General features: G+C 69.1%; 11 protein-coding genes. 1 reads left to right on the top strand and 10 read right to left on the bottom strand.

Going from position 1 to position 14,777, the window contains the following annotated elements; translation table 11 throughout:
- Positions 1-6: 6 nt before the first annotated feature.
- Together LPN01_RS01635 and LPN01_RS01640 are read right to left on the bottom strand one after the other, a co-directional pair.
- Entirely contained in the window at positions 7-222 is a 216-nt protein-coding gene (locus LPN01_RS01635) for a hypothetical protein (protein WP_262826610.1), read from the bottom strand.
- A 59-nt stretch (positions 223-281) separates the two neighbouring features.
- Positions 282-1,178, bottom strand: coding sequence for a LysR family transcriptional regulator (locus tag LPN01_RS01640; RefSeq protein WP_262826611.1), 897 nt, complete (start codon positions 1,176-1,178; stop codon positions 282-284).
- A gap of 97 nt (positions 1,179-1,275) precedes the next feature.
- Between LPN01_RS01640 and LPN01_RS01645 the strand changes: the two genes are divergently transcribed.
- Complete coding sequence (locus tag LPN01_RS01645; RefSeq protein WP_262826612.1) at positions 1,276-3,351, top strand: malate synthase G; 2,076 nt, start codon at positions 1,276-1,278, stop codon at positions 3,349-3,351.
- Here the strand turns inward: LPN01_RS01645 and LPN01_RS01650 are convergent.
- The 8 genes from LPN01_RS01650 to LPN01_RS01685 form a co-directional block, all read right to left on the bottom strand.
- Complete coding sequence (locus LPN01_RS01650) at positions 3,345-3,935, bottom strand: NADPH-dependent FMN reductase (protein ID WP_262826613.1); 591 nt, start codon at positions 3,933-3,935, stop codon at positions 3,345-3,347. The genes LPN01_RS01645 and LPN01_RS01650 overlap by 7 nt on opposite strands.
- Positions 3,936-4,049: 114 nt before the next feature.
- Positions 4,050-4,748 (bottom strand): pirin family protein, encoded by a 699-nt coding sequence (locus LPN01_RS01655; protein WP_262826614.1) that lies wholly within the window; start codon positions 4,746-4,748, stop codon positions 4,050-4,052.
- Between the two features lie 189 nt (positions 4,749-4,937).
- Positions 4,938-5,939 (bottom strand): NAD-dependent epimerase/dehydratase family protein, encoded by a 1,002-nt coding sequence (locus LPN01_RS01660; protein WP_262826615.1) that lies wholly within the window; start codon positions 5,937-5,939, stop codon positions 4,938-4,940.
- A gap of 67 nt (positions 5,940-6,006) precedes the next feature.
- A complete protein-coding gene (locus LPN01_RS01665) occupies positions 6,007-7,506 on the bottom strand; it encodes an MFS transporter (protein WP_262826616.1) in 1,500 nt (499 codons plus the stop codon).
- Positions 7,503-8,975: a tryptophan halogenase family protein gene (locus LPN01_RS01670; protein ID WP_262826617.1), complete on the bottom strand. Its 1,473-nt coding sequence runs from the start codon at positions 8,973-8,975 to the stop codon at positions 7,503-7,505. Before LPN01_RS01670 ends, LPN01_RS01665 begins: the two co-directional genes overlap by 4 nt.
- Before the next feature lie 137 nt (positions 8,976-9,112).
- Positions 9,113-11,203, bottom strand: coding sequence for a glycoside hydrolase family 97 protein (locus LPN01_RS01675; RefSeq protein ID WP_262827044.1), 2,091 nt, complete (start codon positions 11,201-11,203; stop codon positions 9,113-9,115).
- Positions 11,203-12,813 (bottom strand): alpha-glucosidase, encoded by a 1,611-nt coding sequence (locus LPN01_RS01680; protein WP_262826618.1) that lies wholly within the window; start codon positions 12,811-12,813, stop codon positions 11,203-11,205. The genes LPN01_RS01675 and LPN01_RS01680 overlap by 1 nt, the downstream gene beginning before the upstream one ends.
- The gene (locus LPN01_RS01685; RefSeq protein WP_262826619.1) at positions 12,810-14,636 is read right to left on the bottom strand and encodes an alpha-amylase family glycosyl hydrolase; all 1,827 of its coding nucleotides are present in this window, start codon (positions 14,634-14,636) and stop codon (positions 12,810-12,812) included. Before LPN01_RS01685 ends, LPN01_RS01680 begins: the two co-directional genes overlap by 4 nt.
- Between the last annotated feature and the right edge of the window lie 141 nt (positions 14,637-14,777).

The raw sequence follows: 14,777 nt of genomic DNA on the forward strand, positions 1-14,777 counted from the left end.
CGAAGGTCAGCGCTTCACGGCGGCGCGCTGCGCGCGCGCCTGCTTGGCGTAATGGTGGTGCATGGCGATGCAGCCGGCGGCGGCGCCCATCAGCCCATGGCCCTTGCCCACGTAATGGCCCGCGACGCCGCCCGCGGCGGCCCCACGGATACAGCCCTTGGCAAGAGCGGGTTGCGCACCGACGAGGGCGGTGGCGGCGGCGACGAACATCAACATCTTCATGACAGGTCCTCCTGCGCGAAGAAGGCGTGACGGCGCCGCGACGTTCCATGAATTCGGCGTCATCTGTCCTCCCACCGCGCACCGTCCAGCGTCTCGCGCAGGAAGCCGACGAACGCGGTGACCGCCGACGGCACCGCCGCGCTGCGCAGGTGAACGGCGTAGATGCCGACCTCCGCCGACCCCTCCCAGTCCGGCAGCAGCCTCACCAGCCGGCCATCGTGCAGCGCGTCGCCAACGTCCCACAGCGATCGCAATGCGATCCCGACGCCACCGATCGCGAGTTCGCGCACCATCTCGCTCGAATTGGTCCGCACATGGCTGTCGCGCTCGATCTGCACCGCCTTGCCCCGGCCAACGAGGCGCCACGGCATCTGCCCCGCCGCGGCGAGCAACCGATGCCCCGCGAGGTCGGGGATCGTAGCGGGCACGCCGTGCGCCGCGACATAGGCCGGCGCCGCGCACAGCACGCGGCGGCTGGTGCCGAGCCGATGCGCGACGACGTTCGGCGGGACATCGGACGCGATGCGGATCGCGCAATCGACGCGCTCGCCCAGCAGGTCGACGAACGCATCGCTGAGATCGAACGACAGCTGCACGGCGGTGTATCGCGCCAGGAATGCCGCCAGATGCGGCGCGACGTGCAGCCGCCCGAACGACGTCGGCGCCGATACGCGCAGGACCCCGGCGGGCGCATCGCGCGCGCCCGTCACCCGCGCCTCCGCCGCCGTCAGCGCAACAAGGATGTGGCTAAGGTCATCACGGAGATGCGCGCCCGCGTCGGTCAGCGCCAGCCGCCGCGTCGTGCGATGGACGAGCGTCACGCCCAGCCGCTGCTCCAGCCGTTGCAACCGCTTCGACACCATCGCCGGCGAGATGCCGAGCCCGCGTGCCGCCGCGGACAGGCTGCCGCAATCGGCCACCGCCACGAACAGGGCGTAATCCGGATCGAACGCCATTCGTTCTCCAATCGATAAGGTGTTTCAATAGTTTTGCGTCTAGTGATCGGATCGCCCCGCGTCTACGATGGCCCGATCGCTAGAGGATCGCCCCGCCATGACCCACGCCGGCCTGCACGTCGCACCCGAACTCGCCGCCTTCGTCGCGGATCGCGCGTTGCCCGGGACCGGGCTCGACGCCGCCACCTTCTGGTCGGGCGCCGCCGCGATCTTCGCACGCTTCGCGCCCGAGAACCGTGCGCTGCTCGCCGAGCGCGAGCGCTTGCAATCCGCGATCGACGACTGGCATCGCACGCACGCGTTCGATCCCGCCGCCTATCGCGCCTTCCTGACCGACATCGGGTATCTGGCCGACGCGCCGGCGCCGTTCGCGATCGACCCCGCCAACGTCGATGCGGAGATCGCGACGATGGCCGGGCCGCAACTCGTCGTCCCGATCCTCAACGCCCGCTTCCTGCTGAACGCCGCGAACGCGCGCTGGGGTAGCCTGTACGACGCGCTCTACGGCACCGATGCCATTCCCGGCACGCCGGCCCCCGGCGGCTACGATGCCGCGCGCGGCGCGCGGGTGATCGCGCGCGCGAAGGCGTTCCTCGACGACGCCGTGCCGCTCGCCGACGGGCGCTGGGCCAACTGGACCGGCGGCGTGCCCGCGCTCGCGGATCCCACGCAGTTCGTCGGCCGGTCGGGCGACACGCTGCTGCTGCGGCATCACGGCCTGCATATCGAGATCGTCGTCGATCGCGCCCACCCGATCGGCCGCGACGATCCTGCGGGCATCGCCGATGTCGTCCTCGAATCCGCGCTCACCACGATCTGCGACCTCGAGGATTCGATCGCGGCGGTCGACGCGGCGGACAAGGTCGCCGCCTATGCCAATTGGCTGGGCCTGATGCAGGGCGATCTGGTCGCGAGCTTCGCGAAGGGCGGCAGGACCGTCACGCGCGCGCTCGAACCCGACCGCACCTATACCGCCGCCGATGGCCGCGCCATGACGCTGCCCGGCCGCAGCCTGCTGTTCGTCCGCAACGTCGGCCATCTGATGACCAATCCGGCGGTCCGCCTGTTCGACGGCAGCGAGGCGCCGGAGGGCATTCTCGACGCGATCATGACCAGCCTCATCGCGCTGCACGACAAGGGGCGCAACAGTCGCACCGGCTCGATCTACATCGTCAAGCCCAAGATGCACGGGCCTGCCGAGGCGGCGTTCACCGACCGCCTGTTCGACGCGGTCGAGGATCTGTTGCGGCTGCCCCGTCACACGATCAAGGTCGGTCTGATGGACGAGGAACGCCGCACCAGCGCCAACCTAGCCGCCTGCGTCCACGCGGTCCGCCACCGGCTGGTCTTCGTCAATACCGGCTTCCTCGACCGCACCGGCGACGAGATGCACACATCGATGCAGGCGGGCGCGATGATCCCCAAGGGCGAGATGAAGGCGAGCCGATGGATCGCGGCCTATGAGGACCGCAACGTCCAGATCGCCCTCGCCTGCGGCCTGTCGGGCAAGGCACAGATCGGCAAGGGCATGTGGGCGGCGCCCGACCGGATGGCGGACATGCTGGACCAGAAGATCGCGCATCCCCGCACCGGCGCGAACACCGCCTGGGTGCCGTCACCCACCGCGGCGACGCTGCACGCGACGCACTATCACGCCGTCGACGTGTTCGCCCGCCAGCGCGAACGGGCGCGGGAGGCCGTCGCGCCGCTCGGCGACCTGCTGACGGTGCCGGTCGCGGCGCCCGGCCGCAACCGGACCGCGGACGAGGTGCGCGCCGAACTCGACAACAATGCGCAGGGGATCCTGGGCTATGTGGTCCGCTGGGTCGATCAGGGGATCGGCTGTTCGAAGGTGCCCGACATCCACGACGTGGGGCTGATGGAGGATCGCGCGACGCTGCGCATCTCGTCGCAGCATATGGCGAACTGGCTGTTGCACGGCGTCGCGACCGCGGCCGACGTCGATGCCGCCTTCGCGCGGATGGCGGCGACGGTCGACGCACAGAATGCCGGCGATCCGGACTATCGGCCGATGCACGGGCACGAGGACGCCAGCCTCGCCTATCAGGCCGCGCGCGCGCTGGTATTCGAAGGCCGGGCCCAGCCGAGCGGCTATACCGAGCCGTTGCTCCACCGGTTCCGTGCGATGCGCAAGGCGGCCGACGCTCAATAGGGCGGATCGCGGCGCGCGCGTTGCCGGCGCGCCGCTTCCGTCCACCAGGCGAGGTCGTCGGCGAAGCGCGGGAACGCCTTCGCCAGCGCGGCGCCACCCTCGCCGCCGGGCTCGGCATCGGCGGTGAGCGCGTGGCCGATGCCGCCGACCGCGAGCGCGCTCGATACGACGACCATCCCCATTTCCGACAGGATGCCGTGCCAGGCGAGTCCGGCGCGCGCGCCGGCGAACCGGCCGGCGGAATAGCTGGCGATCGCGGCGGGGCGCCAATACCATTCCTCCAGGAAATGGTCGGTCAGGTTCTTGAGGCCCGGCTGTACGCTCCAATTGTATTCGCCCGCGACGAAGACGAACGCATCCGCCGCGCGGATCTTGCCCGCCAGCGTTTCCAGCACCTCGGGCGCCTCGCCGGCGGGATATTCCTTGTACATGCGATCGAGCATCGGCAGGTCGAGCGCCCTGGCGTCGATCAGCTCCGCCGAGGCCCCGCGATCGGCGAACGCCCGCACCAGATAGTCGGCGAGCCGGATGCCCTGCCGGTCGGACCGGTAGGATCCGTAGAAGATCAGGATAGTGTCGCTCACGTCGGCTGTCCCGTGCTGGAGGTGGAGTGCGACGCGCCGTCCGGCGTCGCCGATACGGTCGACGGCGGCATCCCGTGCGGCCGTTGCTGGCGGCCGCACGGGATCATGCCCGCGTCACGCGGCGTCGACCAGCACGATCTCGGCGTCCTGCGACGCCGTGATGCGGATCACCGCCTCGTCGACGATCGCCGCGCCGTCGCGGGCGGCGAGCGCCACCCCGTTGACCTCGACCGCGCCCGTTGCGGGGACGAGATAGGCGTGGTGACCCGCGCCGAGCGGATATTCCGCCGTCTCGCCCGCCTTGATCGTCGCGCCGACGATCCGCGCATCGGTGCGGATCGGCAGCGCATCGCCGTCGCCCTCGAACCCGCTCGCGAGCGTGACGAACCGGCCCGACCGTTCGCCCTTGGGGAAGGGCTTGGCACCCCAGGAAGGCGCCGCGCCGCGCGTCTTGGGCTCGATCCAGATCTGGAAGATCCGGGTCGTGCCGTCCTCGCGGTTATATTCCGAATGCCGGACGCCGGATCCGGCGCTCATCACCTGCACGTCGCCCGCCTCGGTCCGGCCCATGTTGCCCAGGCTGTCCTGATGCGTGATCGCGCCTTCGCGAACGTAGGTGATGATCTCCATGTCGGCATGCGGGTGCGGCGGAAAGCCGGTGCCCGCGGCGATGGTGTCGTCGTTCCACACGCGGATCGGGCCCCACCCCATCCGCTTGGGATCATAGTAATTGGCGAACGAAAAATGGTGCTTGGCGTCGAGCCAGCCGTGGTTGGCACCGCCGAGGGAGGCGAAGGGGCGACGTTCGATCATGACCGATACTCCTGATGGGGCGCGTGTGCGTCCCGTTGCGGCCAAGATGGGGGCCAGGGCGACGGCGCGAAACAGCAAGGATGGCATCGCACCATTTCCGATCGTGATACCCGGCCGGCCGGATCGCGACGCCGGAACCGCCCCGCCTATGGCCCGTAACCCGACGGCCCGCGGCGCACGCCGGTGCCGTTACAGCCTGTGGTAATCGCGGAACCAGTCGACGAAGCGCGGCACGCCGACATCGATCGTGGTCGTCGGGCGATAGCCGAGGTCGCGCGCGATCGCATCGATGTCCGCCGCGGTACGCACCACGTCGCCGGGCTGGATCGGCAGGTCGCGGCGCACCGCGGTACGACCGGTGGCCCGTTCGAGCAGCCCGATCACGCGGCCCAGCGGCTCGGACCGGTTGTTGCCGATATTGTAGAGGCGGTGCGGCGACACGCTGCCCCCCGCCTTGGCGGCGCCGTCGTCGGGCGGGGGATTGTCGTGCGCGGCGACCACGCCGGCGACGATATCGTCGATGAACGTGAAGTCGCGTTCCATCCGGCCTTCGTTGAACACCGGGATCGGCTCCCCCGCGAACAGCGCGCGGGTGAAGATCCACATCATCATGTCCGGCCGTCCCCACGGTCCGTAGACCGTAAAGAAGCGCAGGCCCGTCAGCGGCAGGCGGTACAGGTGCGCGTAGCTTTCGCTCATGACTTCGTTGGCGCGCTTGGTGGCGGCGTAGAGCGATACCGGCCGGTCGACGCGGTCCTCGACGCGGAACGGCACCGAGGTGTTCGCGCCATAGACCGAGGAGGATGAGGCATAGATGCAATGCGCCACCCGCCGCGCCCGCGCCAGTTCGAGCACGTTGAGGTGCCCGATCAGGTTCGAATGGCCGTAGGCGGCCGGGTTCTCGATCGAATAGCGCACCCCCGCCTGCGCGCCCAGATGGACGATCCGTTCGAATGCGTGCCCGGCGAGCGCCGCCGCCAGCGCCGCGGCATCGGCGAAATCGACCCGCAGGAAGGTGAAGCGGTCGCCGTGGCGCGCGACCAGCCGGTCGAGCCGCGCCTGCTTGAGCGCCGGGTCGTAATAATCGTTCAGCACATCGATGCCGATGACGGTGTCGCCGCGGGACAGCAGCGCCTCCGCCGTGCTCATGCCGATGAAGCCCGCCGCTCCGGTCACCAATGTCGTCGGCATGTCGCTGTCCCGCTTCCGTTGCCCGACCGCCCCTAGCGGCAAAGCGGCGGACCGGGAATGCCCGCGCTCAGCGGGCGGCCTCGACCCGCGTCATCGCCACCGCGGCGAGCACCAGCGCCCCCGCCGCGAAGGCGAGCGTCCAGACCGGCTGCGTCGGAAAGAAATATTTGGTGATCGACCCCATCACCGTCGCGACCAGGAGCTGCGGCACCACCACGAAGACGTTGAACAACCCCATGTAGATGCCGAGCTTGCGCTGCGGCAGGCTGCTCGCGAGGATCGCGTAGGGCATCGCGAGGATCGACGCCCAGGCGATGCCGATGCCGATCTCGCTGACCAGCAGCAGCTTGGGGTCGCTGATCGCGAAGAAGCTCGCGAATCCCGCCGCGCCGCACGACAGGCCGACGATATGCGTCCTCACTTGCCCAAACCGGCGTGCCAGCAGCGGCAACAGCGTCAGCGCGGCGATCGCGGCGACGCCGTTGTAGGTCGCGAACAGCACGTCGACCCAGTTCGCGCCCTCCTGATAGGACGGGCTCTGCGCGTCGGCGGCACCATAGAAGGCGCCCGCGACGATCGGCGTCGTGTTGATCCACATGATGAACAACGCCGACCAGCTGAAGAATTGCGCGACCGCCAGCCGCTTCATCAGCACCGGCATGCCGCCGAAATCGCCGACGATATGCCCCAGCATGTCCGCCGGCCGGCCGCTGCGCGCGCGCAGGATCGCGACGATGCTCGCGACGCCATAGGCAGCCAGCAGCGCACCGAGCAGATAGACTTCCTTTTCGAGGCCCAGCGCGGCGACCGCGACGATCACCGCCGCGCCCGCGCCGATCCAGACGATGCTCCCCGCCACGCTGCGCGCCGCCAGGACGGCGGTGACCTGGTCCTGATCGTCGCTTGTGGCTCCATGGAAGCCGGCCATCTGTTCGGGCGAATATTCGCGCGTGGTCAGCACCGTCCACAACACCGCCAGGAACAGCGCCGCGCCCCCGAACCAGAAGGCGAAGCGCACCGTGTCCGGGATGCCGCCCGCGCCTGCGGCGTTCGACACGCCGAGATGTTCGAGCAGCCAGGGAAAGATCGATCCGAACACCGCGCCCGCACCGATGCACGCGGTTTGCACGGCATAGCCGGCGGCATGCTGGTCCTTGTCGAGCATGTCGCCGACGAAGGCGCGGAACGGCTCCATTGAGATGTTGAGCGATGCATCCAGCATCCACAGCAGCATCGCCGCCATCAGCAGGCCCGGGCTTTCGGGCATCAACACCAGCGCGATCGCGGCGAGGATCGCGCCGCCGAGGAAATACGGCCGCCGCCGACCGAGACGGCCAAGCCACGTCCGGTCGCTCAGATGGCCGATCACCGGCTGGACGAGCAGCCCGGTCAGCGGCGCCGCCACCCACAAGGCCGGCAGGTCGTCGAGGCTGGTGCCGAGCGACTGGAAGATGCGGCTCATGTTGGCGTTCTGCAACGCGAAGCCGATCTGGATCCCGAAGAAGCCGAACGAGATGTTGAACAGGCCCGCCCAGCTCTGGCGGGCGCGGGTGGTCGTCGCAGTCATGGCATCCTCCGGGCGAGCGCCGCCGCATGATCGGGAAAATTGAGCAGGCAGCCGTCGAGAAACCGGTCGACCGCGGCGAGGTCCGCGACCGGCGCCGCGGCGCGCAGCCGCTTGGTTTCGGGGAACGTGCCATAGCCCGCCAGCAGCACCTCCCACGACATCGGCGCGTAGAAGCCGCCGAGGTCGCGCGCCGCGATCACCTCGGCAACGTCGCGGCCGGTGAACCACGCGGACATGATCGCGCGCAGGTCGTCCGACAGGTCGTCGTTGGTGGCGACGGCGCGCCAGAAGTCGCCGCCGCGCCGGTTCAGCCGGTAATGCGCGACGATATAGTCGCGGATGCCTTCGTATCGGCGCGCGATCGCGGCGTTGAACGCCGCCCGCTCGCCCCGCCCGAACGCCGCGATGAACCCTTCGACCGTCGCCTGGACGATATGCAGCGCGGTCGCTTCCAGCGGCTCGACGAACCCCTGCGCCAGCCCGATCGCGAGGCAGTTGGCGTGCCAGCTCTCCGCGACGCGACCGACCTTCATCGTCAGGTGCCGCGCGGCGACGTCCGCATCGAGCAGCCCCAGATGCGTGCGCAGCTCCGTCTCCGCGGCGTCCGCGGACAGGTAGCGCGAGGCATAGACATAGCCGTTGCCGGTCCGCGACGTCAGCGGGATGTCCCACGCCCAGCCGGCCGACAGCGCGGTCGCGCGCGTCTGCACCGCAAGCTGTGGTCCGCGCGGCGTCGGCATCACGACGGCGCGATCCGCGAACAGATTGCCCGCGAACGACCGGAACGGCACGCCCAGCGCGCCCTGCGCGATCACCGAGCGAAACCCGCTGGCATCGACGAACAGCTCGGCAGTGACGGCATCGCCATCGTCGAGGGACAGCCGGGCGACGTTGCCGTCCGCGCCGACGCCGACGTCGGTCACGCGTCGCGGCAGATGGATGACGCCGCGGGTCAGCGCGTGCCGGCGCAGCACGTCGCCGACCTTGTGCGCGTCGAAATGATAGCCGTAGCCGATCCGGAACGGGAAGTTTTCGGTCGAGATCGGCGCGCGCCCCGCCGTGGCGAGCCGCGCATTGAGGAAAAAGCGGTCCGGATGCGCGGGCACGTCCGCTCCCAGCCGCCGCGCGTGCGCGCTGGCGAAGAACGCGCCCTGCGTATGGAGATCGACCTGCCCGGCAAAGGGATGGAAATAGGATGGCGTATCGTCCGCCCAGCCGTGGAAGGCGATGCCGGTCTTGTAGGTCGCGTCCGCCGCGGACATCCATTCCGCCTCGGCGATACCGAGCGTCTCGAACAGCGCCTTCAGCTGCGGCGTCGACCCTTCGCCGACGCCGACGATGCCGATCTCCGGCGATTCGACGACGGTGATGCGCGCCGCGGGCCAGGCGCGCGCCATCAGGCAGGCCGCCATCCATCCCGCGGTGCCGCCGCCGAGGATCGCGATGCTGGCGGGCAGTGGCTGCGGCATCACCTTACCCGCACGCCCGGCCCGGACCCGCGTCGCAGGCCACCGTCCCGCACCCCCTCCGGCCGCGGGTCATGCGGACGGAGGGACCCCGGAACGGGCCCGGGGTGACGGGGCATGTCGTGCGAACCGTCCGACACCTACCGCCGGCGCGCCCTGCCCGTCGCGACGAAGCGGATCGCCTGCCCGCCGCCGGGGGCGAGCGCGAGCGTCATCGTGTCGCCCTTGCGCACCGTCCGCTTTTCGATCGCGATCGCATGGCGTGCGGCGGTGCGATAATCCGCCCCTGCCCCGTCGCGATAGATCTCGGCCGTATAGGTCCGTCCCGCATCGAGGAAATCGAGCGCGACGGGCAGCGTCCGCGCCGCCTCGTTGGTGATGCTGCCCAGATACCAGTCGTCGCTCGCCCTGTCCTTGCGCGCCACCGTCACATAGTCGCCGACGGCTCCGTTGAGCACGCGCGTATCCGACCAGTCGACCGGCACGTCGCGGATGAACTGGAACGCGTCCATGTGCTTGGCATAATTCTCGGGCGTATCCGCCGCCATCTGCACCGGCGAATAGATGACGACGTAGAGCGCCAGCTGCTTCGCCTCGGTCGACAGGATCGCGCTGCCGCCCTGCCCTTCGAGGCTCAGCACGCCGGGCGTGAAGTCCATCGGGCCACCGAGCCATTGCGTGAAGAACATGTTGGCTTCGTGGTTGGGCGGGTTCTTGCCCGGCCAGCTGTTATATTCCATGCCGCGGCCGCCCTCGCGGCTGAGCCAGTTGGGATAGGTGCGGCGCAAGCCGGTGTCCTTCACCGGTTCGTGGCTGTCGATCCCGACCCGGTACTTCGCCGCGGTCTGCACGACGCGCAGATAGTGGTTCACCATCCACTGGCCCTCGTGCCATTCGCGCTTGCGCGTGCCGTCGGCATCGACGCGCTCGATCTGGCCCGCGTCGGTGACATAGCCCGTCTTGACCACCGGGATGCCGTGGTCGCGGGCATAGGAAAAGGCGCGATCGAGTTGCGCGTCGTAATGGCTCGCCGACCCGCCGGTCTCGTGATGCCCGACGAGGTGCACGCCCTTCGCCCTGGCGTAGCGGTAGAGTTCGGCCGCATCGAAATCGGGTGTCGGCCGGTCGAACTCCATCGCATTGCCATTGCCGAACCAGTCGCCGTCCCAGCCGACGTTCCAGCCCTCGACCAGCACGCCGGGGATCCGGTTGGCGGCGGCGAAGTCGATATAGGTCTTCACATGCGCGGTGGTGGCGCCGTGCTGCGGCCCGGTCGCCCAGCTCCAGTCGCCCTTTATCATGTTCCACCACACGCCGACGAACTTGGCGGGCTTCAGCCAGCTGACGTCGCCCAGCTTGTTGGGCTCGTTGAGGTTGAGTTCGAGGTGGCTCATGTACAGGCCGGGCGCGTCGTCGGCCAGGATCACCGTCCGCCACGGCGATGCGAACGGCGCCATGCGGCTGACCTTGGGCGCGCCCGCACCGGGGGTCAGCGACGCCTTGAACGTGTTGCCCTCGCCCCGTGCCAGGTTCATCGCCGCATAGTCGACCAGCGCCGCCTCGTGCAGCGCGGCGTGGGTGCCGTCGGCGAGCTGGACCGTCATCACCGTCTGGGCGGTGCCGACCGCGTCGAGCGAGGTCTTGTTGTAGAGATATTCCTCGCGGTTCCATTGATAGGCGGGCTTCCACCACGCCGTGCCGTTCTGCGCGAAGGCGAATTCGGTCAGCTCGTCGGCGATGTTCGCCCGATGCAGGTTGGGCTGGTCGGGGAAGCTGTAGCGGAAGCCCAGCCCGTCGTCGAAAATGCGGAAGACGACGTCCATCTCTCGCTTCAACCCGCTCTTTTCGCGGAACCGCAGCGTCAGTTCGTTGTGGCGGTCGCGGATCGTCTTCCACTCGCCGAACGGCTGCGTCCAGCTGGTGTCGGCGCTGTCGGTCGACTTGCCGATCAGTTCCAGGTTGCGTTCGATCTTGGGCGCGTCGGTGAACATCACGCCGAGCTTGCCGGGATTGAGGATCGCCTTGCCGCGGCGCGTCACGGCGTAGGTCGGGCGGCCGTCGTTGTCGAACGCGATGGTGACGACCAGCGAACGGTCGGGCGAGGTCGCGGTGGCGACGCTCTTGAACGCGGTCGTCGGGATCTGCGCCACCGCATTGGGATCGGTCTGCGCGACCCCTGCGGTTGCGACCATCGCCAGCGCCATGGCGGCGCCGATCCTCAGATGCTTCATCATGCCTCTCCCGTCCTTGCGGCGATCAATGCGCCATATCCGTCGAAATGCCACCCCTGCGTCGCGGTATCGGCGACCGGCGACCACGCATCGGGATCGGCCGGCGCCCAGCGCTGCGGCCGGTCGGTCAGGTTGAAGACGCACAGCATCGTCTCGCCACCGCCGTGCCGCTCGATCGCGAGCATCGCATCGTCCGCGGCGACGACGCGGATGTCCCCGGTGAGCAACGCCGGATGCCGCTTGCGCAGAGCCAGCACGTCGCGCGTCCAGTGCAGCAAGGCGTGCGGATCGCGCTCCTGCCGGTCGACCGCGAGCGCGGCGTGATCGTCGCCGATCGGCAGCCACGGCTTGCCGTCGGAAAAGCCGAGATGGGGAGCGTCCGCCGACCACGGCATCGGCGTGCGCGCGCCGTCGCGCGACAGCGTGCGCGGCCAGTTGGCGATCGCTTCGGGATCGCGCAGGTCGTCGAACGGCACGTCGACCTGCGTCAGGCCGAGCTCTTCCCCGTAATAGAGAAAGATGTTGCCACGCAGCGCGGCGAGCAGCAGCATCTTCATCCGGGCGAAGGCATCGCGCCGGTCTGGCGCGACCCAGCGCGAGATCGCGCGCGGCGCGTCGTGGTTCTCGAACGCCCAGCTCGGCCAGCCGACGCCGTCGCGCTCGGGCCATTTCTCCACCGCATCCGCCACCACCCGCGGCGTCAGGTCGGGCGCATAGAGGAAATCGAAGCCATAGGCGCTGTGCAGCCGGCGCCCCTCCGCGGTGAACAGCTTCATCTCGCGATCGCTGTCGGCACCGCCGACCTCCGCCACCGTGAAGCGCGCATCGTAGCTGTCGAACAGCGCCCGCACGCGCTCCAGGAATCCCGGGATCGCGTCGTGGCTCTGGTTGTAGGTGTGGAGCTGGAAATCGAACGGCCGCGTGCGCGGGATGCCGTCGTCGGCCGGCGCGGGCGGATTGTCGCGCAGTTGCGGATCGAACATCATGAAGTTGATCGCGTCGATCCGGAACCCGTCGATACCGCGGTCCAGCCAGAAGCGCGCGACATCCAGGAACGCCTGTTGCACGTCGGGGTGGTGGCCGTTGACCTGCGGCTGTTCCTTCAGGAAATTGTGCATGTAATATTGGCCGCGGCGCGCGTCCCACGTCCATGCCGGGCCGCCGAACACCGACTGCCAGTTGTTGGGCGGCGACCCTTCGGGTTTCGGATCGCGCCAGACGTACCAGTCCGCCTTGGGATTGTCGCGGCTGGACCGGCTTTCCTCGAACCAGGGGTGCCGGTCGCTGGTATGCGCCCAGACCTGGTCGACGATCACCTTCAGGCCCAGCGCATGCGCGCGCGCGACGAGCGCGTCGAAATCGGCGAGCGTGCCGAAGATCGGATCGACGTCGCAATAGTCGGACACGTCGTACCCGAAGTCGGCCATCGGCGACCGGAAGAAGGGGGACAGCCAGATCGCCTCGACCCCCAGCCCGGCGACGTGGTCGAGCCGCGCGGTGATCCCGGCGAGATCGCCGATCCCGTCGCCGTTGCTGTCGGCGAAGCTGCGCGGATAGATCTGGTAGATCGTCGCGCCGTGCCACCACGCACGCTGGGGCAGGTTCGTCATCGGTTCGCCTTCAGGGCACAGACGGCATAGCCGAGGGGGGGCAGCGTGACAGTCAGGCTGCCCGGGGCGGCGACCGCCGTGCAGCCGGTGCCCGCCAGCGTATCCGCCGCCGTCGCGCCGACACCGATCTCCACCTGCCGCGTCAGCGGCGCGGTCGAGGTGTTGAACGCCAGCAGGATCTCGGCACCGCTCGCCGGGTCGAAGCGCGAGATCGCCAGCAGGCCCGGCGCCTCGTCGCGGGCGCGCAGCACCTGCCGCCCGCGGGTCAGCGCCGGCGTCGCGACGCGCAGCCGGGTCAGCGCCGCAATCGCGCGGAACAGCGGGTTGTCCGTACCGAAATGGGACACGGCGGTCGTCGTCGTCGTGCCGAGCAGGCGATTGTCGTTGTAGCTCGCGACCTTGCTCGCGAACATGTCCTCGCGCGCGTCCTGGTCGTTGCCGTCGCTGACGAAGCCCTGTTCGTCACCCGAATAGATCGTCGGCACCCCGCGCAACGTCAGCAGCATCGCGTTCGACAGCATCACCCGCGCGGTCACCTCCGCATCGCTCGCCTGCGGGAACGCCTTGCGGACGAAGGTCGCGAAACGGCCGTCGTCGTGGTTGCCGGTGAAGGTCGGCAGTTGGACCGCGGTGTCGAACCCCTTGGCATACAAGGCGTCGCCGTCGAACAGCGCCTCGAACGCGTCGGTGCCGCGGGTGCCGGCGACCGTTTCCACCACCGCCTGGCGGAAGGCGAAGTCGAGCACCGCGGGCAATTTGTCGACGATCGTGTGCTGCGCCAGCACCGCCGGCCGCACCTCGTGATCGGACACCTCGCCGAAGACGTGGAAGTTGGGGATGCCCTTCGCGGCGGCGCGCGCCTGCATCGCCGGCACGAACTGCGTCCAGAAGGCGGGATCGACGTGGCGCGCGGTGTCGATGCGGAAGCCGTCGATGCCGTAACGGTCGATCCAGCCGCCGAAGATGTCGATCATCCCGGCAAGGACGCGCGGGTTTTCGGTCATCAGGTCGTCGAGCCCGACGAAATCGCCCATCGTCGAGCTTTCGTTGCGATAGGTCGTGTCGCCGCGGTTGTGGTAGTAGATCGGGTCGTTGAGCCAGGCCGGCACCTTCACGTTGCGCTCGCCGGCGGGGACGAAGGGCGTGTAGGCATAGTCGCTGCGCGTCAGCGTCGCGAAATTCGCTCCGGTGCGGACCTCGTCCCCCAGAAAGCCGGGGTTGATCGCCTTGCCGGCGACGCCGCCCTGCCGCTGGTAGGGATAGTCCGCGCGGCTGCGATACGGGCATTCCCGCTGGCCGACGCATTCGCGATACTGGATCACGTCGGCCGTATGGTTGACGATGATGTCCATATAGACCTTCATCCCGCGCGCATGCGCTGCGGTCACCAGCGCGGCGAAATCGGCGTTGGTGCCGAGGTGCGGATTGACCCGGGTGAAGTCGGTGATCCAATAGCCGTGATAGCCCGCCGACCGGTGCCCCGCACCGCCCTGCACGGGCTTGTTCCTGAACACCGGCCCGACCCAGAGCGCGGTCGCGCCGAGCGCCTGGATATAGTCGAGCCGCCGGGTCAGCCCCTTCAGGTCGCCGCCATGGTAGAAGCCCTTGGCGGCGGGATCGAAGCCGGTGACCGCGGCATCGCCCTTCAGTCCGCCGCGATCGTTGGCGGGATCGCCGTTTTCGAACCGGTCGGGCAGCAGGAAATAGATCACCTCGTCCTGCGGCAGGCGCGCGCGATAGTCGGCGGTCGCCTGTCCGCTCGCGGCGGGCGCTGCAAGCAACAGCGCGAGCGCGGTCGCGGTTCGTGTGGCCAGCTTCAACATGCATCCCCCGCCGATGAGCGCGCGACCGATCCTTTGCCGGCCGCATCCGGCGCCGTTGTGCGGATGCCCGCCGGCCAAGCCAAGCAAAGGGCATACGTATTCACGGATGCTTTCGTCATCGCCGCGGGTGTTGTAGAACCC

Source organism: Sphingomonas sp. A2-49 (assembly GCF_025548555.1).
Classification (GTDB): domain Bacteria; phylum Pseudomonadota; class Alphaproteobacteria; order Sphingomonadales; family Sphingomonadaceae; genus Sphingomonas.

Coding starts and splice junctions, on each gene's coding strand:
- LPN01_RS01635 (WP_262826610.1), bottom strand. CDS start 222: ATGAAGATGTTGATGTTCGTCGCCGCCGCCACCGCCCTCGTCGGTGCG.
- LPN01_RS01640 (WP_262826611.1), bottom strand. CDS start 1,178: ATGGCGTTCGATCCGGATTACGCCCTGTTCGTGGCGGTGGCCGATTGC.
- LPN01_RS01645 (WP_262826612.1), top strand. CDS start 1,276: ATGACCCACGCCGGCCTGCACGTCGCACCCGAACTCGCCGCCTTCGTC.
- LPN01_RS01655 (WP_262826614.1), bottom strand. CDS start 4,748: ATGATCGAACGTCGCCCCTTCGCCTCCCTCGGCGGTGCCAACCACGGC.
- LPN01_RS01660 (WP_262826615.1), bottom strand. CDS start 5,939: ATGCCGACGACATTGGTGACCGGAGCGGCGGGCTTCATCGGCATGAGC.
- LPN01_RS01665 (WP_262826616.1), bottom strand. CDS start 7,506: ATGACTGCGACGACCACCCGCGCCCGCCAGAGCTGGGCGGGCCTGTTC.
- LPN01_RS01670 (WP_262826617.1), bottom strand. CDS start 8,975: ATGCCGCAGCCACTGCCCGCCAGCATCGCGATCCTCGGCGGCGGCACC.
- LPN01_RS01675 (WP_262827044.1), bottom strand. CDS start 11,203: ATGAAGCATCTGAGGATCGGCGCCGCCATGGCGCTGGCGATGGTCGCA.
- LPN01_RS01680 (WP_262826618.1), bottom strand. CDS start 12,813: ATGACGAACCTGCCCCAGCGTGCGTGGTGGCACGGCGCGACGATCTAC.
- LPN01_RS01685 (WP_262826619.1), bottom strand. CDS start 14,636: ATGTTGAAGCTGGCCACACGAACCGCGACCGCGCTCGCGCTGTTGCTT.